This is a genomic window from Anaerococcus faecalis, assembly GCF_013371425.1.
GTDB lineage: Bacteria > Bacillota > Clostridia > Tissierellales > Peptoniphilaceae > Anaerococcus > Anaerococcus porci.
In genome coordinates this window covers 223,011-244,243 of record NZ_JABVBA010000003.1, presented here as the reverse complement: position 1 = coordinate 244,243, position 21,233 = coordinate 223,011, and the positions used below count along the sequence as shown (strand labels likewise).

At 30.1% G+C, this 21,233-nt stretch carries 20 protein-coding genes and 1 rRNA gene; 4 read left to right on the top strand and 17 right to left on the bottom strand.

Translation table 11 applies throughout. The features are described 5' to 3' along the window. The 5 genes from HV819_RS04660 to HV819_RS04640 form a co-directional block, all read right to left on the bottom strand. Positions 1-77: ribosomal RNA gene (locus HV819_RS04660) — 16S ribosomal RNA — on the bottom strand; the annotation flags it as partial. 422 nt (positions 78-499) lie between these two features. Then, the gene (gene pepF, locus HV819_RS04655; protein WP_154539911.1) at positions 500-2,284 is read right to left on the bottom strand and encodes an oligoendopeptidase F; all 1,785 of its coding nucleotides are present in this window, start codon (positions 2,282-2,284) and stop codon (positions 500-502) included. Positions 2,285-2,295: 11 nt separating this feature from the next. Further along, positions 2,296-3,141: a hypothetical protein gene (locus HV819_RS04650; protein WP_176269644.1), complete on the bottom strand. Its 846-nt coding sequence runs from the start codon at positions 3,139-3,141 to the stop codon at positions 2,296-2,298. Next, positions 3,138-3,803 (bottom strand): rhomboid family intramembrane serine protease, encoded by a 666-nt coding sequence (locus tag HV819_RS04645; RefSeq protein WP_154539907.1) that lies wholly within the window; start codon positions 3,801-3,803, stop codon positions 3,138-3,140. The genes HV819_RS04650 and HV819_RS04645 overlap by 4 nt, the downstream gene beginning before the upstream one ends. Positions 3,804-3,851: 48 nt before the next feature. Then, the gene (locus tag HV819_RS04640; protein WP_154539905.1) at positions 3,852-4,961 is read right to left on the bottom strand and encodes a glycerate kinase family protein; all 1,110 of its coding nucleotides are present in this window, start codon (positions 4,959-4,961) and stop codon (positions 3,852-3,854) included. A gap of 357 nt (positions 4,962-5,318) precedes the next feature. On the opposite strand from HV819_RS04640, the gene ahpC reads away from it, so the two are divergent. Both ahpC and ahpF read left to right on the top strand, forming a co-directional pair. Beyond that, positions 5,319-5,888: an alkyl hydroperoxide reductase subunit C gene (gene ahpC, locus HV819_RS04635; RefSeq protein ID WP_154539903.1), complete on the top strand. Its 570-nt coding sequence runs from the start codon at positions 5,319-5,321 to the stop codon at positions 5,886-5,888. After that, positions 5,888-7,414 (top strand): alkyl hydroperoxide reductase subunit F, encoded by a 1,527-nt coding sequence (ahpF, locus tag HV819_RS04630; protein ID WP_154539901.1) that lies wholly within the window; start codon positions 5,888-5,890, stop codon positions 7,412-7,414. The genes ahpC and ahpF overlap by 1 nt, the downstream gene beginning before the upstream one ends. Positions 7,415-7,677: 263 nt before the next feature. On the opposite strand, the gene HV819_RS11565 is transcribed toward ahpF, so the two are convergent. After that, positions 7,678-7,875, bottom strand: coding sequence for a hypothetical protein (locus HV819_RS11565; RefSeq protein WP_235942761.1), 198 nt, complete (start codon positions 7,873-7,875; stop codon positions 7,678-7,680). Between the two features lie 256 nt (positions 7,876-8,131). Between HV819_RS11565 and HV819_RS11780 the strand changes: the two genes are divergently transcribed. Next, a complete protein-coding gene (locus tag HV819_RS11780; RefSeq protein WP_154539899.1) occupies positions 8,132-8,623 on the top strand; it encodes a TM2 domain-containing protein in 492 nt (163 codons plus the stop codon). 38 nt (positions 8,624-8,661) lie between these two features. Here the strand turns inward: HV819_RS11780 and HV819_RS04615 are convergent, their stop codons facing one another. The 8 genes from HV819_RS04615 to HV819_RS04580 form a co-directional block, all read right to left on the bottom strand. Further along, on the bottom strand, positions 8,662-9,051 hold the full coding sequence (locus HV819_RS04615; RefSeq protein WP_154539897.1) for a hypothetical protein: 390 nt from the start codon (positions 9,049-9,051) through the stop codon (positions 8,662-8,664). A gap of 93 nt (positions 9,052-9,144) precedes the next feature. Beyond that, complete coding sequence (locus HV819_RS04610; RefSeq protein ID WP_154539895.1) at positions 9,145-9,390, bottom strand: glutathione S-transferase N-terminal domain-containing protein; 246 nt, start codon at positions 9,388-9,390, stop codon at positions 9,145-9,147. 60 nt (positions 9,391-9,450) lie between these two features. Beyond that, complete coding sequence (locus HV819_RS04605; protein WP_154539893.1) at positions 9,451-9,639, bottom strand: hypothetical protein; 189 nt, start codon at positions 9,637-9,639, stop codon at positions 9,451-9,453. Continuing rightward, the gene (locus HV819_RS04600) at positions 9,636-11,255 is read right to left on the bottom strand and encodes an ABC transporter ATP-binding protein (RefSeq protein WP_154539891.1); all 1,620 of its coding nucleotides are present in this window, start codon (positions 11,253-11,255) and stop codon (positions 9,636-9,638) included. The genes HV819_RS04605 and HV819_RS04600 overlap by 4 nt, the downstream gene beginning before the upstream one ends. Beyond that, the gene (locus HV819_RS04595) at positions 11,239-12,246 is read right to left on the bottom strand and encodes an ABC transporter ATP-binding protein (RefSeq protein ID WP_154539889.1); all 1,008 of its coding nucleotides are present in this window, start codon (positions 12,244-12,246) and stop codon (positions 11,239-11,241) included. Before HV819_RS04595 ends, HV819_RS04600 begins: the two co-directional genes overlap by 17 nt. 9 nt (positions 12,247-12,255) lie before the next feature. Continuing rightward, positions 12,256-14,205 carry an ABC transporter permease subunit gene (locus HV819_RS04590; protein WP_154539887.1) on the bottom strand — a complete coding sequence of 650 codons (1,950 nt, stop codon included), beginning with the start codon at positions 14,203-14,205 and terminating at the stop codon, positions 12,256-12,258. Position 14,206: 1 nt separating this feature from the next. Then, the gene (locus tag HV819_RS04585) at positions 14,207-15,169 is read right to left on the bottom strand and encodes an ABC transporter permease (RefSeq protein WP_176269643.1); all 963 of its coding nucleotides are present in this window, start codon (positions 15,167-15,169) and stop codon (positions 14,207-14,209) included. A gap of 460 nt (positions 15,170-15,629) precedes the next feature. After that, positions 15,630-17,774 (bottom strand): ABC transporter substrate-binding protein, encoded by a 2,145-nt coding sequence (locus HV819_RS04580; protein ID WP_176269642.1) that lies wholly within the window; start codon positions 17,772-17,774, stop codon positions 15,630-15,632. Between the two features lie 366 nt (positions 17,775-18,140). Between HV819_RS04580 and HV819_RS04575 the strand changes: the two genes are divergently transcribed. Next, the gene (locus tag HV819_RS04575) at positions 18,141-19,130 is read left to right on the top strand and encodes a hypothetical protein (RefSeq protein ID WP_176269641.1); all 990 of its coding nucleotides are present in this window, start codon (positions 18,141-18,143) and stop codon (positions 19,128-19,130) included. Between the two features lie 688 nt (positions 19,131-19,818). Here the strand turns inward: HV819_RS04575 and HV819_RS04570 are convergent. The 3 genes from HV819_RS04570 to HV819_RS04560 are packed head-to-tail and all read right to left on the bottom strand — an operon-like array spanning position 19,819 to position 21,232. Continuing rightward, positions 19,819-20,589, bottom strand: coding sequence for a SigB/SigF/SigG family RNA polymerase sigma factor (locus tag HV819_RS04570; RefSeq protein WP_154539881.1), 771 nt, complete (start codon positions 20,587-20,589; stop codon positions 19,819-19,821). Positions 20,590-20,591: 2 nt separating this feature from the next. Then, positions 20,592-20,924: an ATP-binding protein gene (locus tag HV819_RS04565; protein WP_154539879.1), complete on the bottom strand. Its 333-nt coding sequence runs from the start codon at positions 20,922-20,924 to the stop codon at positions 20,592-20,594. Next, a complete protein-coding gene (locus tag HV819_RS04560) occupies positions 20,924-21,232 on the bottom strand; it encodes an STAS domain-containing protein (RefSeq protein ID WP_154539877.1) in 309 nt (102 codons plus the stop codon). The genes HV819_RS04565 and HV819_RS04560 overlap by 1 nt, the downstream gene beginning before the upstream one ends. Position 21,233 lies beyond the last annotated feature (1 nt).

Genomic DNA, 21,233 nt, shown 5'->3' with positions numbered 1-21,233 from the left:
AACCTTCATCGTTCGACTTGCATGTGTTATGCACGCCGCCAGCGTTTATCCTGAGCCAGGATCAAACTCTCATTTAAAGTTCGATCTTGACTTCTGTCATTTTTTGTTTGGTTTACTCAAAGTAATTCACTTTACTTTTTTGTAGTTATCTATATATATTTTTTTGAGGTTCAATGTCGCTATCTTGTAACGACTATTATATAATACCATCTTCATTTTATCTTGTCAAGTATTTTTTTATTTTTTTCTAAAAAACACTTAGTTTTAAGATATCTTTTCTGATATGATATTGTATATATTATATACTGCACATTTTACTTTGTCAAGTTTTTTTATTTTTTATTATCTTGCTCAGTCATTTACAGTACCTTTATATAATACTATGGTTATTATCTTTTGTCAATTTTTTTCTGAAGTTTTTTTAAAAAAAGAAAAGAAGACCTATTTTACAATAAAAATTAGGTCTTCTTTGTCTTTTATTCCAAATTTTTTAAATATTTTATTTATTTAAGGCTTTTTTTAACTCTTCTAACTTTTCTTTGCACACATCCATAGCTTTTTGTAGTGAATCTTTCTTGGTCATATCTACTCCAGCATCTTTTAATACTTCTAATGGATACTTACTCTTTCCTGCTTTTAGAAAGTTAAGGTATTTTTCTATATCTTCTTTTTCTCCATTTAGTATTTTATCTGATAGGGTTACTGCTGATGAGAAACCTGTTGCGTATTGGAATACATAGTAGAACATATAAAAGTGTGGTATTCTTGCCCACTCTGTTGATATATATTCATCTACTTCTATATCTTCTCCAAAATAATCTACATTTAGATCATGATAAATTTGGTTTAGTTTCTCACTTGTTACAGGTTTTCCCTCCTCTACAAGTTTGTTTGCAATATGTTCAAATTCAGCAAACATAGTTTGCCTAAATACTGTAGACTTAAAGCTATTTACATAGTGATTTAATAAATAAGTTTTTTCTTTATCATTTTCTGCCTTATCTATCATATAGTTTAGTAGAAGTAGCTCATTTGTTGTTGATGCTATTTCTGCCAAAAATATTGAATATTCTCCATATATATAAGGTTGGCTACTTCTTGTGTAGTAGGAGTGCATGGAGTGACCTAATTCATGTGCTGTTGTAAATAGTGAATCTAGAGATTCGTTATAGTTTAATAGGATGTATGGTTCTGTATCATAGGATCCTGATGAGTATCCTCCTGATCTTTTTCCATCATTTTCTAATACGTCAAACCATCTATCATCAAATCCTTCTCTTGCCTTTTTAATATATTCTTCGCCTAGTGGAGCAAGAGCCTTAAGGATTAATTCCTTAGCCTCATCAAATGTATATTTTTTTTCATAATCTTCTACTAAGGGAAGATATATATCATGAAAGCCTAAATCACTAAGTCCTAAAACTTTTTTTCTAAGGCTTGTATAGTCTCTGTGAATTTCTATATTGTCATGGATTACTTCTATTAGATTATCATATACGCTTTCATTTATATTATTTCTAAATAGACTCATTTCTCTTGCAGACTTAAAGTTTTTAAGAGCTGCTATGGTGTTATTTGCAGTCATCTCGCCATCTAAAAGAGATGCAACTGTATTTTCAAATTGCTTATATGTCTTATAGTAGGTTTCGTAAACATCTCTTCTAAATTTACGGTTAGAATCTACTTGTAGGTTTGTGAAGTTTGCATCTGTAATTTTTACTTCTTTATCGCCTTTTTTGACACTTGGAAATTTTAAATCTGCATTTGAAAATATCATATAAGTGTTTTGTGGGTTTTGTGTAAGTTTTGAAAATGATGCTATTATTTTCTCTTCATTTTCTCCTAGAGTGTGGTCTTTGTTTCTAAATAAATCTTCAAAGTAATGAGCATATATTTTAAGTTCATCTTTTTGGTTTATAAAAGATTTTACCTTCTCGTAATCATCTGATAATATTTCAGGATTTACAAAAGATAAATTTTTTACCAAATCTCCATAAAGATTTGTTGCAATTTTTTCCATCTCTTGATATTTAGATACTCTTGTATCCTCATCTGACTTTAAGGATGCGTAGACACCAAGTTTCGAGAATTTTCTTTCAAGTTTTTCAGAATCCTTTAAAAACTTGTATAAAGAATCAGCTGACTCTAATATCCTTCCTTTATATGTCTTAACTTCTTTTAAAAGATTTTTTACTTCTTCTACTTCCTTATAAAAGTCATCATCGCTTTTATATATTTTTTCTGTATCCCACTTTAGGGACTTATCTATTTCATTTCTATTCATATTTTGCTCCTTTACTTAATGGCAAATTTTCCATTTTTTAATTTTTCTATACTTAAAATTTTAATAATCTTATCACTTTCCTTAGTGAAGTTTGCTATTACCATCTCACTATTTTCAATATTTGCTTTTTTACTTATATTTTCTATATTATAGGTCTTAAATAAATCTTTAAGGTACTTATCTTCTTCTTTTACTCTCATCTTCGTAGCAATATTTATATCTCCATCTTCTATATCCTCGGCCTCATCTAAGATAGCATCACTTCTTATAGATGTAGGGTATATATTTTGATTTGAATTGTAAAAGTAAGCATAGTCCATCATATTTAAATACTTATTGTATATAGAATACTTTGAATATTGAAAATCATCAGATATTTGGACCTGACTTATAATTAAAATATCCCCACTAGGAGATGTCATCTTATAAAAACTAATGAGACTATAGGACTTATCTTCATCAAAAATTGGTCCTATTTCAATTTTCTCTTCATCTAAGCCTAGATTGTTATTCTTATCTTCATAGTTTACAAATATAGAATAACTACCAGAATTTTCTGTAGAAGGAAGAAGGGAAAGGCCTAAATCTATATTAGCTATCTTTGCAGATACAAGATTACCCACAGCCTCATCAAGATTTATAGAAGGGGATTTTCTCCCTTTTCCATACTTTTGTTCGAAGCTTTTCTTCTTATTTGTATTTTCAAAAGTTTTTTCTTTTCCTACATATTTTATATTAACTTTTTCCTTTATAGTTTCTTTATCACCATTTTTTAAAGAACTTTCACTTGGTTTTTGACAAGATGTAAAAAGAAAATATAAGCTAAGAAGACATAAAAGTATAGTATGTTTTCTCATAAGGCTCCCATTACAGACCTATTTCCTATATAAACAAATCCAATGGCTATAGCTACAAAGGCAACTAAGCTGATAATTCTTGTTGTAGATGAAATATCCATATTCATAATTGGAAAAGCTCCTGCTAGGATAAATCCTCCCAAAAGTCCACCCAAATGTCCTGTAATTCCAATCCCTGGCATCATAAATGAATAAATTATATTTATTACTATTATAGGAAGAAAACTTCTTCCAAATTGCATAAGGATATCATTATCTTTATAGTTTAACATAATGCCTAGCCCAAGACCTATAAGTCCATAAAGAGAAGTAGAGGCTCCGGCTGATACTGTGTTCAACTCTCCAAAAGCATAGGTTAAAAGATTACCCATAAGACCCGTTAGAATGTATATGATAAGAAAATTTCTTGATCCATAAAGAGATTCAAAAACTCCACCTATGGAATTTAAAAAATACATATTCATCAAAAGATGAAAAATTCCTATATGGATAAAGATTGCACAAAACATTCGCCACCACTGCCCTTGAAAGACATATATCTTATTCATAGCCTGAAACCTCACCAGATTTGATATATTTTCACTTCCTCCACTTACAGTCATCAAAATAAAGACTAGGATATTTATTCCCATTAGTATTCTTGTCATTTTTCCTTTACTCATATCTCTCTTTCCTTTAATTATTTTAATTATACCATAGATATAAAGAGCTTAAAAAATAGCAAAGCTATCTTCTATTAGACTTCTTGCTATTTTTCTTATTTCTTTATCATAGTCTTCTCTATTTATATTTTCATCAATAGAAAATTCATAAATCTGATCAATTATATTGTTTTTTTCTATCCTTTGATAATCTACATCTTGTAAAAATATAACCCTTATATCTTTATTGTATCTTTTAGCAAATTTAGCAAGATTTATAGAATTTTCTCCATTAAATTCATCTACATTTTCAGTAAGAATCATTATATCTTGATCTTTCACTTCCTCTTTGAAGTCTACAAGAGATAAAATAAGCTCCATTGAATTAGAAATTTGTGCTCTAAAGAAGATATAAAGAGCCCAGCATACCCCGCCACCTGCTCCAAGATATGGAAAATCTATATGACCAACACCTAGTGCTTCTGATACTTTTTTTGAAAAGTGCTTACATGCTACTTCTAATTTTTCTATCTCTTCCTTACTAGCTCCCTTTCTTATAGGTCTTTTTTCTAAAAAGGAATTTTTTTCAAAAAGAGTAAGAGGTTGGCTTGTGGCAAGCTCAATATCCACATTAAATATTCTCTTATCAAGACCTGACATATCTATTGAATTAACCTTTATCATGTTTTTTGCAATAGGGGTAAGAGAATTTAAGTTCTTATCATAAAATCTAACACCTAAAGCATAAAGCATACCCATGCCCATATCATTTGTTGCAGTATCTCCTACTCCTATAAAGAACTTTTCACATCCATTATTAAAACCATCTACTATCATCTCCCCTAATCCTATGGAAGATGACTTCATTATATCAAGCGTATCCTTATCTAGGAGCCTAAGACCACAAGCTTCTGCCATCTCCATTACACAAAAATTGTTTTTAATTACATATCTTGCAGTTGAAGCCTCATTTTGTGGATTATGTACATTCACATAAGAGAAATCTCCTCCTATAACTTCTTTCATAATCTCTACAGTCCCTCTTCCTCCATCTAGAAAGGGAAGGATTTCAACATGGTTAGTCTTTTCATATTTTTCTAACTCGTCTTTAAAATAATTGGCTATCTCTATTGAGTTTTCAAAATCTTTTATAGAATCTAAAGCTAGTAGTATATTCATAATTCACCTCAATATAAATTATACCCAATATCTATATCTTAATTATTTAAATATCTTTACCGATTAAGAATTGGGTGTTATAATAAAATAGAAAGTTTATTAAATAAACTTTTACTGTTTAACTCATAGAAATCTATAAAGATTTCGCCCATCAAAGAGCCACTTAAATACATACTATAAGTGGCTTTTTATCTTTAATCTTATTTAAGACCAAAAGAAATTAATTTTTTTTATTTCTTTTGGTCTTATTTTTATTTTTTTATTTTTAATATTGATTTTAATTTTAGAATGAGTATAATTATCTTGTAAGTAAGAATGAAATAGAAAAATAATAAATAATTTTTTATGGAGGATATTATGTCATTAATCGGAAAAAGATTACCAGAATTTGAATTGGATGCTTATAATCCAAAGACAGATGAGTTTATCACAGTAAGTGATAAAGACCTAGAAGGTGAATGGAAAGTTTTAATGTTCTATCCAGCTGACTTTACTTTTGTATGTCCTACAGAACTTGAAGATTTACAAGAAAAGTATGATGAACTTAAAGGATTAGGTGCTGAAGTTTATTCAGTAAGTGTTGACACTCACTTTGTACACAAAGCTTGGCATGAAGAAAGTGATGCTATAGGCAAACTTGAATACACAATGATTGGTGATTCAAATAAAGAACTAACAAAGGCACTAGATATCTTGTCTGAAGATGGAAAGGCTCAAAGAGCAACTCTCATAATAGACCCAGACAATGTAATTCAAGCTTTAGAAATCAATGCTGATGGAATCGGAAGAAAAGCTGAAAACAACATTTACAAGGTAAAGGCTGGAAAATATGTAAGACAACACCCAGACCAAGTATGCCCTGCAAAATGGAATTCAGAAGATGATGATACTCTAACACCAGGACTTGACCTTGTAGGAAAAATCTAATGTTAGATCAAAAGCTAAAAGAACAACTTAAGGCCTACCTTAAGATGCTTAAGTCCAATGTAAACATTGGACTTTCTTTAAAAGATGATGAAAAATCAAAAAAACTAGAATCTTTTATAAGGGATGTTGAAAGTCTATCAGATAAAATCAAAGTAACAGAAGAAGACTTAGAATATAAACCTTCTTTCAGGCTTCAAGGTGACTTTGACCATGGTAAAATAGTCTTTGCAGGAATTCCTTTAGGACACGAATTTGAATCCTTTGTCCTTGCTCTTTTACAAGTTGGAGGTATAGCTCCAAAAATAAGTGATGAGGATAAAAAAAGAATCGAATCTATAGATACAAATGAAAACTACGAAACCATTGTTTCTCTAACATGTCACAACTGCCCTGAAGTTGTTCAATCCTTTAACATAATGGCTGTTTTAAATAAAAATGTAAACCACACAATGATTGAAGGATCAGTATTCCAAGATATAGCTGAAAAAAGAGATGTTATGGCAGTTCCTGCAATCTTTAAGGATAAAGAATTTGTTGATGGTGGTAAGAAAACTTTATCTAACCTACTAGACCTTGTTGCAGGAAAGGCTAAAAGGGATTTATCTAATTTTAAAAACTACGATATCTTAATAGTTGGAGGAGGTCCTGCAAGTGGAACTGCTGCAATCTATGGAGCTCGTAAGGGACTTAAGGTTGGTATAGTTGCAGATGAATTTGGTGGACAAGTTAATGAAACTCTTACAATTGAAAATATACCAGGACTTATATCTACAGAAGGACCAAAATACATGGCTCTTTTAAAAGAACAAGTTAAAAATCTTGGTGTAGATATAATTGAGGGAGTAAAAGCTCAAAGCTTTAGCAAGGAAGATAAAGAAATAATAATAGAGCTTGATGAAGGCTCAAAGATTAATAGCAAATCTTTAATCCTTGCAACTGGAACAAGATGGAGACTCTTAAATGTTCCAGGAGAAGATAAGTTTAAGACTAAGGGTATAGCTTTTTGTACCCACTGTGATGGTCCCTTATTTAAGGGCAAAGATGTTGGCGTAATTGGTGGCGGAAATTCAGGAATAGAAGCTGCAATCGACCTTGCAGGACTTGCTAATACTGTTACAGTATATGAATTTTTGCCAGAACTTAAGGCAGACAAAATACTACAAGAAAAATTAGAATCCCTTCAAAATGTCAAAGTTATAACCAATGCACAAACAACAGAATTCATAGGTGACAATAAGCTTACAGGCTTAAAATACACTGATCGCGTAACAGGAGAAGTACACGAAGAAAAACTTTCTGGAGTATTCTTACAAATAGGACAAATACCAAATACAGAATGGCTAGATGGTCTTGTAAAGCTTACAGATAGAGGTGAGATAGAAGTTAAAAAAGATGCTTCTACAAATATAGAAGGTGTCTTTGCAGCAGGAGATTGCACTGATTCAGTATATAAGCAAATAGTAATAGCATCAGGATCTGGAGCGACTGCAGCACTTTCAGCCTTTAACTACCTCATTAGAAAATAAATAATTTAAAAGGGTTTGTTGCAAAATTATGAATTTCTAATCTTCTATCATTACAAATTACTAATAGATAATTTGAAATAGCCTACAGGCTAAGAAAATCCAAATTGTCTGGAAAATCTTGTAATGATTTTGGAACGATTAATTCATTCTGCAATAGCCCTTTTTTTAATTTTTATTTCTTAATTATATTATATAAAACAATAAGAGGACTTAAGATGAATACTAAAGGTAAGATAAATTTTGAAAACAAAGTATAGTCTAAGTCATCTAGCTTTTCTCACAAGTCTTTTATAGCCTGCGAGAAGGCAAATACAGAAATTCCAAAATATAGGGTTAAAATTATAAAAGATATAGCTAAAAAAACTAGCAAGGATAGGCTTTTCTTCTTTATCTTCGCTTTCATTTTTAAAATATTCTATATCTACATTGAATATTTCACTTAATTTAACTAGATTCTCCATAGATAGTTCAGATAATCCCTTTTCCCACTTTGATACAGCCTGACTTTATATGTATAATTTTTCTGTAATATATTCTTGGGTAAGCCTTAGCTCTTTTATTTTTAATTTTTTCACTTAACATATTCCCATTCTTATTAATATATTATGATAAATAATTTTAAAATCCTAATAACTATAGGGCAACTTTAGTATAAATTAGAATTTTTTTATATTTTAAAAAAATAATGATATAATTTAGAAAAAGATTGGAGTTAATATGGGAGAAATAATAAAAATTGAAGCAGATAAAGTTGTAGTTGGACTTGAAGATGGTTCTGTAATAAGAATTGATCTTGATGATGTTAACTTTGTTCCAAATATTGGAGACAAGGTTAAAGTTTTCAATGATGGAAACCATAACTACATAAGAAAAGCAAAAGAAAAATCAGAATATGAATCTTATAAGACTGTAGATGAAAAAGAATATTATAGGAATGACTTGGATAAATCTAGTGTTACAAACATATATATAAACCAAGAAAATAAGAATATTCCTTATGGTAAATATCCTGTTAATAAGTGGATATATGCTATTTTGGCCTTGTTTTTGGGAGGATTCGGAGCCCATAAGTTTTATTCCAGAAAATTTGGTAAGGGAATTATATATCTTATATTTATATGTACTGGAATTCCAACTATAATATCTTTTTTTGAATTTATAATAGCTCTTACAAAAACACCTGATGAAAATGGATATATTTATATGTAAAAATTAAGCTCTTGCAAAAATAATATTTACAAGAGCTTTTAACTTATTACTTTTAGGGCAAAAAATATAGTTATAAGAAGTCCTTCATCATCAAAAACTTCAATCTCATCTTTCGAAAAATTATAAGAGCCTAAAAGTTCTTCTTCCTTTAAGAGTGAAATTAGTCCCGAATTTGGATAAAGATTTATAAAATTTCTATTTAATATTTTAGCATCTTCTATAGGAGCTTTTTTCTCTTTTCTTATCCTTATATTTCCTATTACAGCCTCTCTAATATCCTTTAGACTAAATATCTTCTTTACCTTAAATCTAGCTACAAGTTTCCCACTATTATAGAGAACTTCATAGCTTTTTGCTGATTTTTTTAGCTTGTAGATTATCCTATCAGCTTCATATATTTTATTATCCCTATATTTTAAATTTCTCATATTATCACCCTTATTTTTATACCCGGATAAGATTTATTTTATAAAAACTTAACAAAAAAATACCGACCCAAGGTCGGTACTTTGTATTGCATTCTAGTAATTTTCTTTTAGATATTCTATTATATCATCTGATTCATACATTTTTACATCACCAAATACCATAAATGGGATTTGATCTTTTCCGCCCAATTCTACTAATTCTTTAGTATTTTCTTCACCACTTCTTCCATCCTTTACATTGTATGATGTGAAGTCGGTAATTTTATTTTCATGCATAAAATTTAAAACTTTTAAGCAATATGGACATTCTGGTTTAAAATATAAGTCAAATTTACTCATTTTATATCCTTTCTTTTTTTAGCTTCCTTATATAATTACCCTCTAAGGAATAATTTAAAACTAAAATAAGAATATAAGGCTTGCAAAAATTGCCAATATTATCAAAACAGGAGGTCCAAATACCTTCATAGCAGCTAAAAACATAGCGAGTTTATCATGTTTTTCCAGATTATCTTTTTCTAAAAGTTCTTCTTTTTCATAGATTTCTTCCTTTGTTTTATTTTTAAAAGGATCTATAGGTTTTTTCATAGATTAGCTTCCTTAGCCAATTCTCTTTCTTTTTTCAACCTTTTTTCTTCATTTTCTTCAAAAGCTTTAATTTTAGTTTCTTCAGAGACATCCATTAAGTGACAAGCTACAAAATGACCTTCTTCTACTTCCTTAAGTTCAGGTTCAAATTGTTTGCATATGTCCATACAATACTTACATCTTGTATGGAACCTACATCCTTTTGGAGGATTTACCGCTGAAGGAATGTCACCTTCTATAGTTTGAAGTTCTTGTCCCTTATCGACATCTGTTCTTGGAATAGCTTGTAGTAAAGCCTTAGTATATGGGTGTTGAGGATTTGCAAAAATCTTATCAGAGTCTGATAATTCTACCATAACCCCCAAATACATTACTCCAATTCTATCAGATATATATTTTACAACTGATAAATCGTGGGTTATAAAAAGATAGGTTAGATTTAAGTCTGTTTTTAAATCTTGAAGTAGGTTGATAATTTGTGATTGGATAGAAACATCAAGGGCTGATACCGCCTCATCACATACTATGAAAGATGGATTTAGGGCAAGGGCTCTTGCTATACCTATTCTTTGTCTTTGACCACCAGAGAATTGATGAGGATACCTATGAATAAAGTATGGAGCAAGTCCACATTTTCCCATTACATCTTGGATGTATTCGTTATAGCCTTCCTCTTTCCTATTTTTGAAAAGTCCGTGACCAAGTACACCTTCTCCAATTATATTTCCTACTGTCATCTTTGTATCAAGAGAACCATATGGATCTTGGAAAATTATTTGAAGATCTTTTCTAAGCTCTCTCATCTCTTCACTTGTAAGCCTTGATAAATCTATTCCATCATCTACAAAACTTTCCAGCTTTTCAAAAGAATCCTTAGCTTTAAGCTCTTCTTTTTTATAATCAATATTAGCTTTTTTTTCTGAAACTTCCTTATCAAGCTTTTCTTTCCTGCTCAAAAGTTCCTTATATTTAGGGTCATTAATTAAGGTATTTTTTAATTCTTTCTTATCCCTTATTCTTACTTCATCTTTTTCTTTTATTTTTTTGATTTCAAGTATTATTTTAGATCTTTCTTTTATCTTTTGATAGTATTGATCTAAGATTGAACTAACTTCACTTAAATCATCATCAGCTAAAAGACCTCCAGCTATTCTTAACATATTCTCATAATTTTCTTGGATATGCCTTCTTTGAAACATAGCTGACTCGTTAAGTTCAGCCTTTTTCTCCTCATCTTCTGTTTTTTCTATCTCACTGTAGATAGAATTAAGCTTTTCTACTTCCTTTTCATATTCAGGAAATTTCTTTGCTATATCCTTAATATCTTTTCCCATATATTCTGGAGCAAGTTCATCTAAAGTTGTTCCATAGTAAAGGGTTGTTCCTTCTGTTTGTTCATATATTTGAAGGATGGTTCTACCAAAGGTTGACTTACCACAACCACTTTCACCAACTAAACCAAAAGTTTCTCCTTGGTGAATATCTATAGAGATTGACTCATTGGCATGTACATATTGGTTAGCTCCCCTAGAAAAGATTGATTTTTTCTTGATAGGGAAATATTTTTTAAGATTTCTTATTTTAAATAAGACCTTTTTATTATTGGATTTTTCCATTTTCCCTCTCCTTCCTATTAGGGTAGAAACATCTGATTTTTTGGTTTTCACTTACTTTTACAAGCTCTGGCATATCTTTTCTACACTTTTCTGTTGCATACTTACACCTGTCTGCAAACTTGCAGCCTTTTGGAAGGTTAAGTGGGTGAGGAACAGAACCTGGTATTATATCAAGTCTTTCATTCCTATCGCTTGTTATAGCAGGAATTGAATTTAGTAAGGCTACTGTGTATGGGTGGTTATAGTCTGTTATATCATGCTTAAAGATATAATCAACTGGTGATTGTTCTACTATTTGACCACAATACATTACAGCAACTTCATCAGCCATTTGGTTTATTACCCCAAGATCGTGGGTTATAAAAAGAATAGATGTATTTTGCCTTTCCTTAAGCTCATTCATTAACTTTAGAATTTGAGCTTGGATAGTTACGTCAAGGGCTGTAGTAGGTTCATCTGCTATTAAAAGTTTAGGTTCACAAGCAAGGGCCATTGCAATCATAACTCTTTGGTTCATACCACCTGATAGTTCAAATGGATATTGTTTAGCGACTACATTAGGATTTGGAATCTTAACTTGAGCAAGCAATTCCTCAACTCTCTTAGCAGCTTGTTTTTTATTCATATTCTTATGAAGAATCAAAACTTCTGAGATTTGTTTTTCTACTGTAAATACAGGATTTAGAGAACTCATAGGCTCTTGAAAAATCATAGAGATATCATTACCCCTTACCTTTTCCATTTGAGCTCTATTATATTCAGAGATTTTTTTACCTTCAAATATTATCTCTCCACCATAAATTTTTTGGTTAGGTTCAAATAATTGTAGGATACTCATAGCTGTTTGACTTTTTCCTGAACCTGATTCTCCAACTAGCCCTAGGGTTTTTCCTTCTTCAATTGTACATGATACTCCATTGACCGCTTTGATTTGACCACGTCTTGTATCAAAGTAGGTATGAAGATTATTTATTTCAAGTAAATTTTTCATCTTTAACCTCTATCTCTCATTTGACCTTGGGTCTATAGCATCTCTTAGGGCATCCCCTATAAGATTTACCGAAAATGCTGCTAAGAATACTGCAAGTGCTGGTATTACCCATCTCCACCAGTATATATTTATTACATCTGATGATTGGGCACTTGTCATCATATTACCCCAAGATGGCATTGGCTCTTGTACACCAAATCCTAAAAATGATAAACCTGCCTCTGTAAGGAGGTTTCCAGCAAATCCAAGTGTTGCATTTACTATAATTATAGAAAGGATATTAGGTAGGATGTGCCTTACAAGGATTGATGAATTTGTAACACCAAGGGCCTTGGCAGCTGTTACATAGTCTCTTTCTCTTTCAGCTAAAATTTGACCACGAACAAGCCTTGCAATCCCTGTCCATCCTATAACACCCAAAAGAACCATTATCATCATAAGTCTTGTATTTTGACTTGTGTTTACAGGAAGGAGTGCCGAAAGAGTTATAATTAGTGGATAGAATGGGAATGATTGAACGATTTCTGTAATTCTCATCAATACATTATCTACTCTTCCTCCAGCATAACCTGATATCATACCTATAATTACCCCAAGTACTACTTGGATAACTACTGATACAAAAGAGATAATCATAGTCATTTTTCCACCATGAATAAGCCTTGCATATATATCACGTCCTTGGTCATCTGATCCTAACCTAAAACCCTTAAGTCCCCAAGTATCAATCTTTGAGTCCTTATTTACAGCATAGTTATTAAAATATCCTGTAAAAATTTGGCTATATTCTCCATCAGGACTATCTGCTTCACCATAGTTATTATTTCCCCAAGAATAAATCTTTCCATTTTTATCAAGTGCTGTAAAGTGGCTTGTTCCACCTTCTATATCTACAATATCAGCTTCAAACTTTGGTATATTTGATCCTGAAAGACTATCTCTTGCAGGTCCCCAAACATATAACTTTCCATTTTCATCTAGGGCTGCAGCAGAATTTGTAGTAAGGGCTACCTTACTAATCTTTACCTTGTTATTTTTAATCTCATCTGGAGCTCCTAAATCTACCTCAGCTCCCCTAACTCCCAATAGTTTTATAGATCCATCTTTTAATATAGTAAGTATATTTGTACCATTTGTAGCAAAATCAACCACATTTCCTTGGACTTCACTAGGAATTAGATCAAGCCTTGAGTTCATTGTAGAACCCCAAACTATTATATTGTTTTTCTCTGTTAAAATTACTGAATATTGAACACCCGCACCAAGTTTTTTAATTCCTTCTTGCTTCACTTGACTTTCTTTCATTGGCGGAAGTTTTGTTTGTTTGAAAGAGTCATTACCCCAACCATATATTTCATTATCTTCTGTTGCTATTAGGATATGCCTATCTCCTGCAGTAACATCTTTTATCTTTTTATCTTTTATCTTATCTTCTATTTCCTTAGGCATCTTCATAACGTCATCTTCATTATTTTTTCCCCAATAATAGAAGTTGTCTTCATTTGTAAGACCTACGCCAAAAGTGTTTCCTACAGATATTTTCTTAACTCCCTCTTTTTCCATCTCAGAAGGATAATTCATATAACCTGAACCAGGTGATACATTTATAAGTGTACCTTCTGATTGATAAGGGTTAAATGGAACTAAAATAGAACCCACAAATACGACCAAAATCATAGCTAGTAGTAAAACAAGACCTATTACTCCTAATGGATTTCTAAAGTAGTTTTTAACAGCCATCCTACCAGGTGATGTAATAGCTTCTTCCTTTAAGTCCTCATTCTCATTTTTAGGATCAATATCTCCAAGCTGAGTATTTGTTTGTTGGTCAACTATTCCTTGAGCATCTTCCTTAACTTTATCAGCTTTGTCATATTCATTAGAATTAGTTCCGAAAGTAAAAAGGGAAAGAACTAATTTTCCAAAAGATTTAAAACTTTTATATAATTTATCTTTCATATTAAGCCTCCAATTTTACTCTAGGATCTACTATAGCATAAGCAATATCCATGATTAAATTTCCTAAAAGTGTAAGTATAGCATAAAACATAGTTAAGGCTAAGATTACATTATAGTCTTGGGCTAGAACTGACTTTATAAGGATATTTCCAATTCCCCTATATGCAAATATAGTCTCAGTTATAGCTGAACCTGAAAACATAGAAAGAACAGCCCATGTCATTGCAGTAACAACTGGGATTAAAGCATTTCTAAAAGCATGAGAATAAATTACAGTCTTTTCCTTAAGACCCTTTGCCCTAGCTGTTCTTATATAGTCTTCATTTAAAGAATCAAGCATAGAATTTCTTACGTATCTTGAAATGGAAGCCATGGAACCAAAAGTTAGGGTAAGAGTTGGAAGTATTAAATATCTTATCCATTCTCCAAAACTATTATTTCTAGGCATACCATTTGCAGGAAACCATCCTAACCTAAAGGCAAATAAAAATATCAAAAATAAGCCTATAAAAAATGTAGGTAATGATATTCCCACCAAAGTAAATACCTGGAAGAACTTATCAAAGATCCCTCCCTTATGAACAGCCGACCTTATACCTATCAAGACTGAGAGTATAAAAGATATAAGAGTTGAGCCTATATTTAATAAGATTGTATTTCTAAGTGGCTCTGATAAATACTCTTTTACAGGCCTTGTTGATTGAAGTGAATCGCCAAAGTCTCCTTTTAAAGACCTTCCTACCCACATAAAGTATTGTTCTGGTAATGACTTATCATATCCATAGCGTTTTTCTAAATTTTTATATAACTCTTCTTGTTGGGCCTTTGTCATTCTCCCATCTTTAGGCATCATAGCTAAAAGAGGATCTCCAGGCATGGATTTTGATAAAACAAAAACCAATACAGATATAATTATAGCTACAGGAATCAGGTTAATGATTCTTTTTATTATGTATTTTAACATTCTTGTCCCTTCCTTAATGTTTATTAAGTTTACTGCATCAATTATTTTTCAATTTAAATAGTTAAATATAGACATTTTTGAAAAATAAAGACATTTGGAAAAAAACTAATTATAAATTTTAATAAATAAATATAAAAAATCTTCCTTACAATAAACTTACAATATCATAAACAATATAATAATATAAGATGGCTAATTTGTCAATTTAAAAATGATTTATTACTTAATAAAGATTTAAATTTGCTTGTAAAAATCCAATATTTAGAAGCTTATTTGACTATATATGTATATTATTTCTCTAATCTCAATAATAATTGTAGTTTAATTTCAAATAAAATTTATAATACTTTATCTATTTTTTCTTTTTTAAAATTTAAAATATTTAAGACATTATTTTTATAATTAACAAAAATAAGCTATTGCAAAAATGCAATAGCCTAATTTTTATCATTTTTTAGATTTACTTAAGACTCATTTGATTGATTTGACAAGAAACTCCCCATTCTGGTGTTACACCTTCAAATCCTTCAACTCTTGATGAAGCAGCTGAGTGAACTTGATTAGAATAAAGTGGTATTTCTGGTAGATAATCATTATACCATTGTTGGAATTCTTCCCATCTATCTAAGTATTCATCTTTCTTAGATGGATCAGTTTGTCTTAATTTAACTGTTATTTCATCAGCCTTAGGGTCATTTGTTTTAGTTGTGTTGTCATTTCCCTTACTATTGTATTGGTAGTAAGGATCAAATGGTGTACCAAATCCATTTCCCATGTTAAATGCTGTATATTCTGCTGCATCTCCTTCTTTAGGATTATACATATAGTTAAGAAGTGTATTGAAATCTCCTGCTTGAACATTGTATTCAAGACCAACTTGTTTTGCATTGTCTGGTAATTGGTTTGAAAGAAGGGTTGTTATTTCAGATTGTTTTGCACCAAATTGGTTGATTTGTAACTTCTTACCATTTTCATCATATCTGTAATAATCAAAGCTTGATGCATTTGACTTGTATTGTTCTTGAGCTTTTTGAGCATCCCATGGAGTTTTTCCATCTTTTTCAAACTTATAAGGAGAGGCATCAAGTCTCTTATTTGCCTCATCAATGTTTAGAGTATAATTTGTAAGTTTTGACTCAACATCAGCTCCTCTTTCCTTATACATCCATTGGCTTGAACCATACATACCATTTGTTACAACAGCATATCCACCTGCAAAGTTTTGAACGAAGTCATTTCTATCCATTAGGAAAGCTATAGCTTGTCTAACTTCTTTATATTGAGTTGGTCCCCTATCTGTTAGAAACTTTAGACATCCATAACCATTTCTATCATATGATACATAAGATAATTTACCTTCATCAGCAGCTTTTCTCATTTGGTCAATTTTTGAACCATTCATTTCTTGTTCATATATATCAATGTCTCCATTTTTAACAAGATCAACTGCTATTTCTGTATTAATTGCTTGAATTATAACATTTGGAATTGTAGCCTTGTGACCTTCAAAATCTCCTGCATAATTTTCATTTAAAGCAAGTTTAACCATGTTATTTTCAAATGAAACAAATTTGTAAGGTCCACATGTTACAGCTGGTTTTTTCCTATAGTCATTTGCATCAAAAATCATTGCTTGTTCAACTAGCATCTTTGTAGGGTCTATATCTCCACCATTTTCAGCAGCTGACTTTTTATCTTCAAGATTCTTTTTCTTTTCTTCGTGTTCTTTTTTAGCATCAGCATCTTCTTCACCAGCATCTTTAACTTTTTCGTCATAAGCTTCTTGTTCAGCTTTTATTTGTTGGTCAAGAGATTCTATATATGCTTTCTTGTCATCTTCGCTTAATTCATAACCATCTTTAAGAGCAAGTTTAGAACCTTCAACCTTTAAATTTGGTGCTATATAATGGATTGGCCTTGCATTAAATGCCTTTAAGTATTCTTCTTCAAAGTATGGTAAGAAAGATGAATCTATTGTAGCTTCAAATGTATTGTCATCTATCTTCTTTAAACCTACAAATTCATCTGTTTTTCCTTCTCTATAATCATTGTATCCCTTAATAGAGTCTGCTCCTATTTCTGTAGAACCTGTTATAACAGAATAATCTTTTGATGAATGAAGCAAAGATTTAAATAAATAATCATCAACAGTAATTGCTTCACCATCAGACCATTTTAAATCTTTCTTAAGTTTGAAAGTTGTTGTTGATGAGCCATCATCATTTTTAACAGTCTTTGGCTCTTCTTCTAGTACTGTTGGATTCCAATTATATTTTCCGTTCCTATCTTTTATATATGTATCATAGGATGCTGCACCTTGAATTCCCATGAACTCTCTTGCAGTTACATCATTTGTACCATTGTTAAATCCTTGGATAAATTCTCCTCCAATTGAATCCACACCAACAACTAGTGTATTATCATTTGTTTGTGCTTTAAAGTTATCAACCTCAGCATCGCCTTTAGAATTAGATGCAGGTGTGCTTGGTGAATTGGATGCATTATTATCTTTGTTAGAATCATCTTTGTTAGATCCACCACAAGCTGTAAGTGTTAAAGCTAAACCAAAAGCAAAAGCTTGGGAAAAAACTTTTTTTACATTCATTCTTCTATCCTCTTTTCTTTTTTCTTTTTTTGATTTTATATGAATTCATTATAGTTTATATTTATGTTCTTGTCAAATCTTTATTAATTCTTATAATTCCAATTAGAAGAGATAGAAAATAAAAATCACATTTTAGACTTATTTATAATTATTCGTGTTTTTGACACTATCTTTACATAGATTTTACTATAGTTTGGGATTTTATTAAGATAAAACATTAAATCGATTGTATAATATACAAATTTTTTTTAAATCAAATTGATAATTACTTCATTTAAATATTGAAATCCATCTTATTTTATTAATAAAAATTATCTTTTAAATGATTTGGGTAAAAATATAATAAAATAATTAATGGAGGGAGAGATGAACAAGAAAATTATTGTAGCCCTTTCTTTATCTTTAGTGCTCAGTGCTTGTAATGCAAATAACAGCAATAAGATAGTATCTAATAATAAAAGTTTAGAAGTAAGTGATTTAACTAAGAAAAATAAAAATAATCTCGAAGGAGAAAAGAAAAATTCCTCTAATGATGGAAGCAATGTTAATAAGGATAAAGAAAATACTAAATCAAATAAAAAAGACTTCAGTGTAAGTGAATTAAGGGATATCATGGCTAAAGAAGCAGGCTTTGACCAAGATATTATAGACTCTCTTACAGATGAGGATATCAAAAAATATGGGGAAAAAGCAGAAAATCTCAGAAAAAAAACAGGTTTTTGGAATAAGTTAAGCTTTTTCTTAAATGAAGTTGCCAAAGACCATCCAAGTAAAAATAGTGAGTATCCACTTTCTTCAATTATAGATGTAGAAGAAAATTGGGTTTATACCACTGATGACAAAACAGATATGTATACAAATGCTAGAAGATATATAAAAGAGCAAGGTTTTGATGCATCCAATATATCTAATGGAGAGCTTAAAAAACTTTTCTTTGATATTTATGAAAGTAACAAGCTCTCAAGCTATGATGAGCAAATAGATATGGCTACTCAAAAGCTTCAGGAGAAATACGAAGATAAGTCAACAAACGAAGGTACAAAAACTAAAGAAACTTCACAAAATGATAATAATAATACTAAAGATACAAACAAAAATAGCTCTAAAATTAAGGGAGAAGGTATGGGGAAATTTGCCCAAAACAAATCAGACTACGATGAATTTAGAAAACAATTAGTAGCAAATTATGGCTTTGACAAAAATAAGATAAATGACATAACAGATGCTGATATTGACCTTGCAAACTACAGGGCCCAACAAAAATTAGAAGAAACAGGCTTTGGTGATATAGGTCTAATCATAGAAGAGATAGGAAAAATGTATCCAGGCTATTCTACAATGTATCCTGGAAAATAGGATATCTTTCTAAATAATAAAATTTCCTTATATAAAATAATTTGAAATTTTATTGAAAGTATTTTTCTTAATCTAAAAGGTTGTTGTAGAATTAACTCATCATTTTGCAACAACCTTTTATTTCATCTAATTTATATAAATACTTTTATACAATATTTAAAGACAATTTTAACTTGTAAAAAATTATGCTCACTTATAAATAATTACTAAAATAAAATTATTTAGTCTTTAAATGATTTCATTTGATTATATGAGTAATATAGGAAAATAGGAGTAAAAAACTATATAAAAAATAAAAAGATTACTAAGAGATAGAAGATAAATTATATCTAATAAGAAATTTAACAAAAAATCATATAATAATACAAATAACTATATAGGCTATAAAATAGGAATATATACAGCTTAAGACAAATTTTCAACTTATTCAAAGAATTGATAATGATTCTCGTTTTCTTGTGTTTCATATTTTTTATTTTCTATCGTTTTCATTTACTAAAGCAGATTTTTATTTTATCCTATTATTGTAAGTATATTACAACTAAAGATAAAAAAGGATGAATAAAAAATGAAAAAAATACTTAAAAAAGATTATGATTCAATAGTAATCAAAGAAAAAAAGAGAAAAATTGAAGAAAACTAAAAGAAAAAGCTCTCAATTGTATTATTTGAGAGCTTTTTTTCGAATTTATTGCATTTTTTTCATCTCAATTGTGAATTTTTGTAGGATCTTTTTCTCTATCCTTGATACAGTCATTTGTGATATGGATAGTTTTTCTGCTATATCAACTTGGGTGCGTCCTTCATAATATCTTAACTCTAGTATTTCTTTTTCTAGATCGTTTAGTCTTTGGGTTGATTTTTCTATTAAGTCTTTTAGCTCAACTGAGTCAAAGTTTTTATCATCTTTTCCTATCATATCTGAAAGGTCAACTGCATTTTCTCCCTTTTGAACTTGGTATTTCATATCTAAGCTTTGTGGGGAATAAACCTTACTTGCCTCAATTGTTTCTAGTATTGTTTCCTCATCTTCTCCAAGATATGAGGCAATATCTTTTATTGTTGGGGTTCTTTGAAGCTCCTGTGGAAGGATTTTTTTTGCTGTATTTATCTTTTTATAAAGATTTTGTATCCTTCTAGGCACTCTTATAACCCAACCCTTATCTCTAAAATATCTTTTAAGCTCACCCATTATAGTTGGAGTTGCAAATGAAGAGAATTCATATCCTTTTGACGGATCATATCTATCAATTGCATAAATAAGGCCCAGGGATGCCACTTGGTATAGGTCATCTTTTTCAATCCCTTTTCCAACATACTTATTTGAGAGTATATCTACTATATACATATGCTCTTCTATAAGCTCAGCTCTTAGCTTTTTGTCCCCTGTTTTATGAAATTGTTCAAATTTTTCTTTGATTTCTTTCCTTCTTTCCAAAGAAGCCTTAGTTTTTGCCATAATTATTTCTCTTTTGTAAGTATTATTTTATCATCTACAACTTCTACCTTATCAGCTAATTGTTCAAGTATAAGCTTTTGTATTTTTAGATTTTCTTTTTCAATTTCCCTATCTTTTCCACTTACTCTTATTTGGATAAAGCCATCATCTACATGAAATTCTATCTTTATATCCTCATCACTCATTTTGTAATTACAAGCTTCTGATACAACTACTCTTATATCTTCAACTTCTTCTATATCAAAACCTATATCACTTGCAAGGCTTGCTGCTAGTAGTCTTATGGATTTGAGATAGATTGTATTTGGTGGAATCTGTAATTTTATAGTCTCCATTATTCCTCCATATCAAATAAGTTAGTTAAGTCTGTTATTTTAAATAATTTTTTTATATTTTCTTTAGGGTTTATTATTTTTACATATTTTTCTTTTTCTTCTTGGTCTTTGTATATATTTATAAACATACCAAGACCAGTAGAATCTATATAGTCCAGATTTTCTAAGTCTATAACTAAGTTATTGTCAGTATTTTTTAAGGATTTGTCATTAAATTCTACAAAATCTTCTTTTGAGTATACATCTAAATCACCCTTAAGTTTTACCAGTAAAAAGTCATCTCTTTCTTCTATACTTGTATCAAACATT

What these genes read in the sequence shown, in the direction of transcription:
- pepF (WP_154539911.1), bottom strand. Translation starts at nt 2,284, where the DNA reads ATGAATAGAAATGAAATAGATAAGTCCCTAAAGTGGGATACAGAAAAA.
- HV819_RS04650 (WP_176269644.1), bottom strand. Translation starts at nt 3,141, where the DNA reads ATGAGAAAACATACTATACTTTTATGTCTTCTTAGCTTATATTTTCTT.
- HV819_RS04645 (WP_154539907.1), bottom strand. Translation starts at nt 3,803, where the DNA reads ATGAGTAAAGGAAAAATGACAAGAATACTAATGGGAATAAATATCCTA.
- HV819_RS04640 (WP_154539905.1), bottom strand. Translation starts at nt 4,961, where the DNA reads ATGAATATACTACTAGCTTTAGATTCTATAAAAGATTTTGAAAACTCA.
- ahpC (WP_154539903.1), top strand. Translation starts at nt 5,319, where the DNA reads ATGTCATTAATCGGAAAAAGATTACCAGAATTTGAATTGGATGCTTAT.
- ahpF (WP_154539901.1), top strand. Translation starts at nt 5,888, where the DNA reads ATGTTAGATCAAAAGCTAAAAGAACAACTTAAGGCCTACCTTAAGATG.
- HV819_RS11565 (WP_235942761.1), bottom strand. Translation starts at nt 7,875, where the DNA reads ATGGAGAATCTAGTTAAATTAAGTGAAATATTCAATGTAGATATAGAA.
- HV819_RS11780 (WP_154539899.1), top strand. Translation starts at nt 8,132, where the DNA reads ATGGGAGAAATAATAAAAATTGAAGCAGATAAAGTTGTAGTTGGACTT.
- HV819_RS04615 (WP_154539897.1), bottom strand. Translation starts at nt 9,051, where the DNA reads ATGAGAAATTTAAAATATAGGGATAATAAAATATATGAAGCTGATAGG.
- HV819_RS04610 (WP_154539895.1), bottom strand. Translation starts at nt 9,390, where the DNA reads ATGAGTAAATTTGACTTATATTTTAAACCAGAATGTCCATATTGCTTA.
- HV819_RS04605 (WP_154539893.1), bottom strand. Translation starts at nt 9,639, where the DNA reads ATGAAAAAACCTATAGATCCTTTTAAAAATAAAACAAAGGAAGAAATC.
- HV819_RS04600 (WP_154539891.1), bottom strand. Translation starts at nt 11,255, where the DNA reads ATGGAAAAATCCAATAATAAAAAGGTCTTATTTAAAATAAGAAATCTT.
- HV819_RS04595 (WP_154539889.1), bottom strand. Translation starts at nt 12,246, where the DNA reads ATGAAAAATTTACTTGAAATAAATAATCTTCATACCTACTTTGATACA.
- HV819_RS04590 (WP_154539887.1), bottom strand. Translation starts at nt 14,205, where the DNA reads ATGAAAGATAAATTATATAAAAGTTTTAAATCTTTTGGAAAATTAGTT.
- HV819_RS04585 (WP_176269643.1), bottom strand. Translation starts at nt 15,169, where the DNA reads ATGTTAAAATACATAATAAAAAGAATCATTAACCTGATTCCTGTAGCT.
- HV819_RS04580 (WP_176269642.1), bottom strand. Translation starts at nt 17,774, where the DNA reads ATGAATGTAAAAAAAGTTTTTTCCCAAGCTTTTGCTTTTGGTTTAGCT.
- HV819_RS04575 (WP_176269641.1), top strand. Translation starts at nt 18,141, where the DNA reads ATGAACAAGAAAATTATTGTAGCCCTTTCTTTATCTTTAGTGCTCAGT.
- HV819_RS04570 (WP_154539881.1), bottom strand. Translation starts at nt 20,589, where the DNA reads ATGGCAAAAACTAAGGCTTCTTTGGAAAGAAGGAAAGAAATCAAAGAA.
- HV819_RS04565 (WP_154539879.1), bottom strand. Translation starts at nt 20,924, where the DNA reads ATGGAGACTATAAAATTACAGATTCCACCAAATACAATCTATCTCAAA.
- HV819_RS04560 (WP_154539877.1), bottom strand. Translation starts at nt 21,232, where the DNA reads ATGTTTGATACAAGTATAGAAGAAAGAGATGACTTTTTACTGGTAAAA.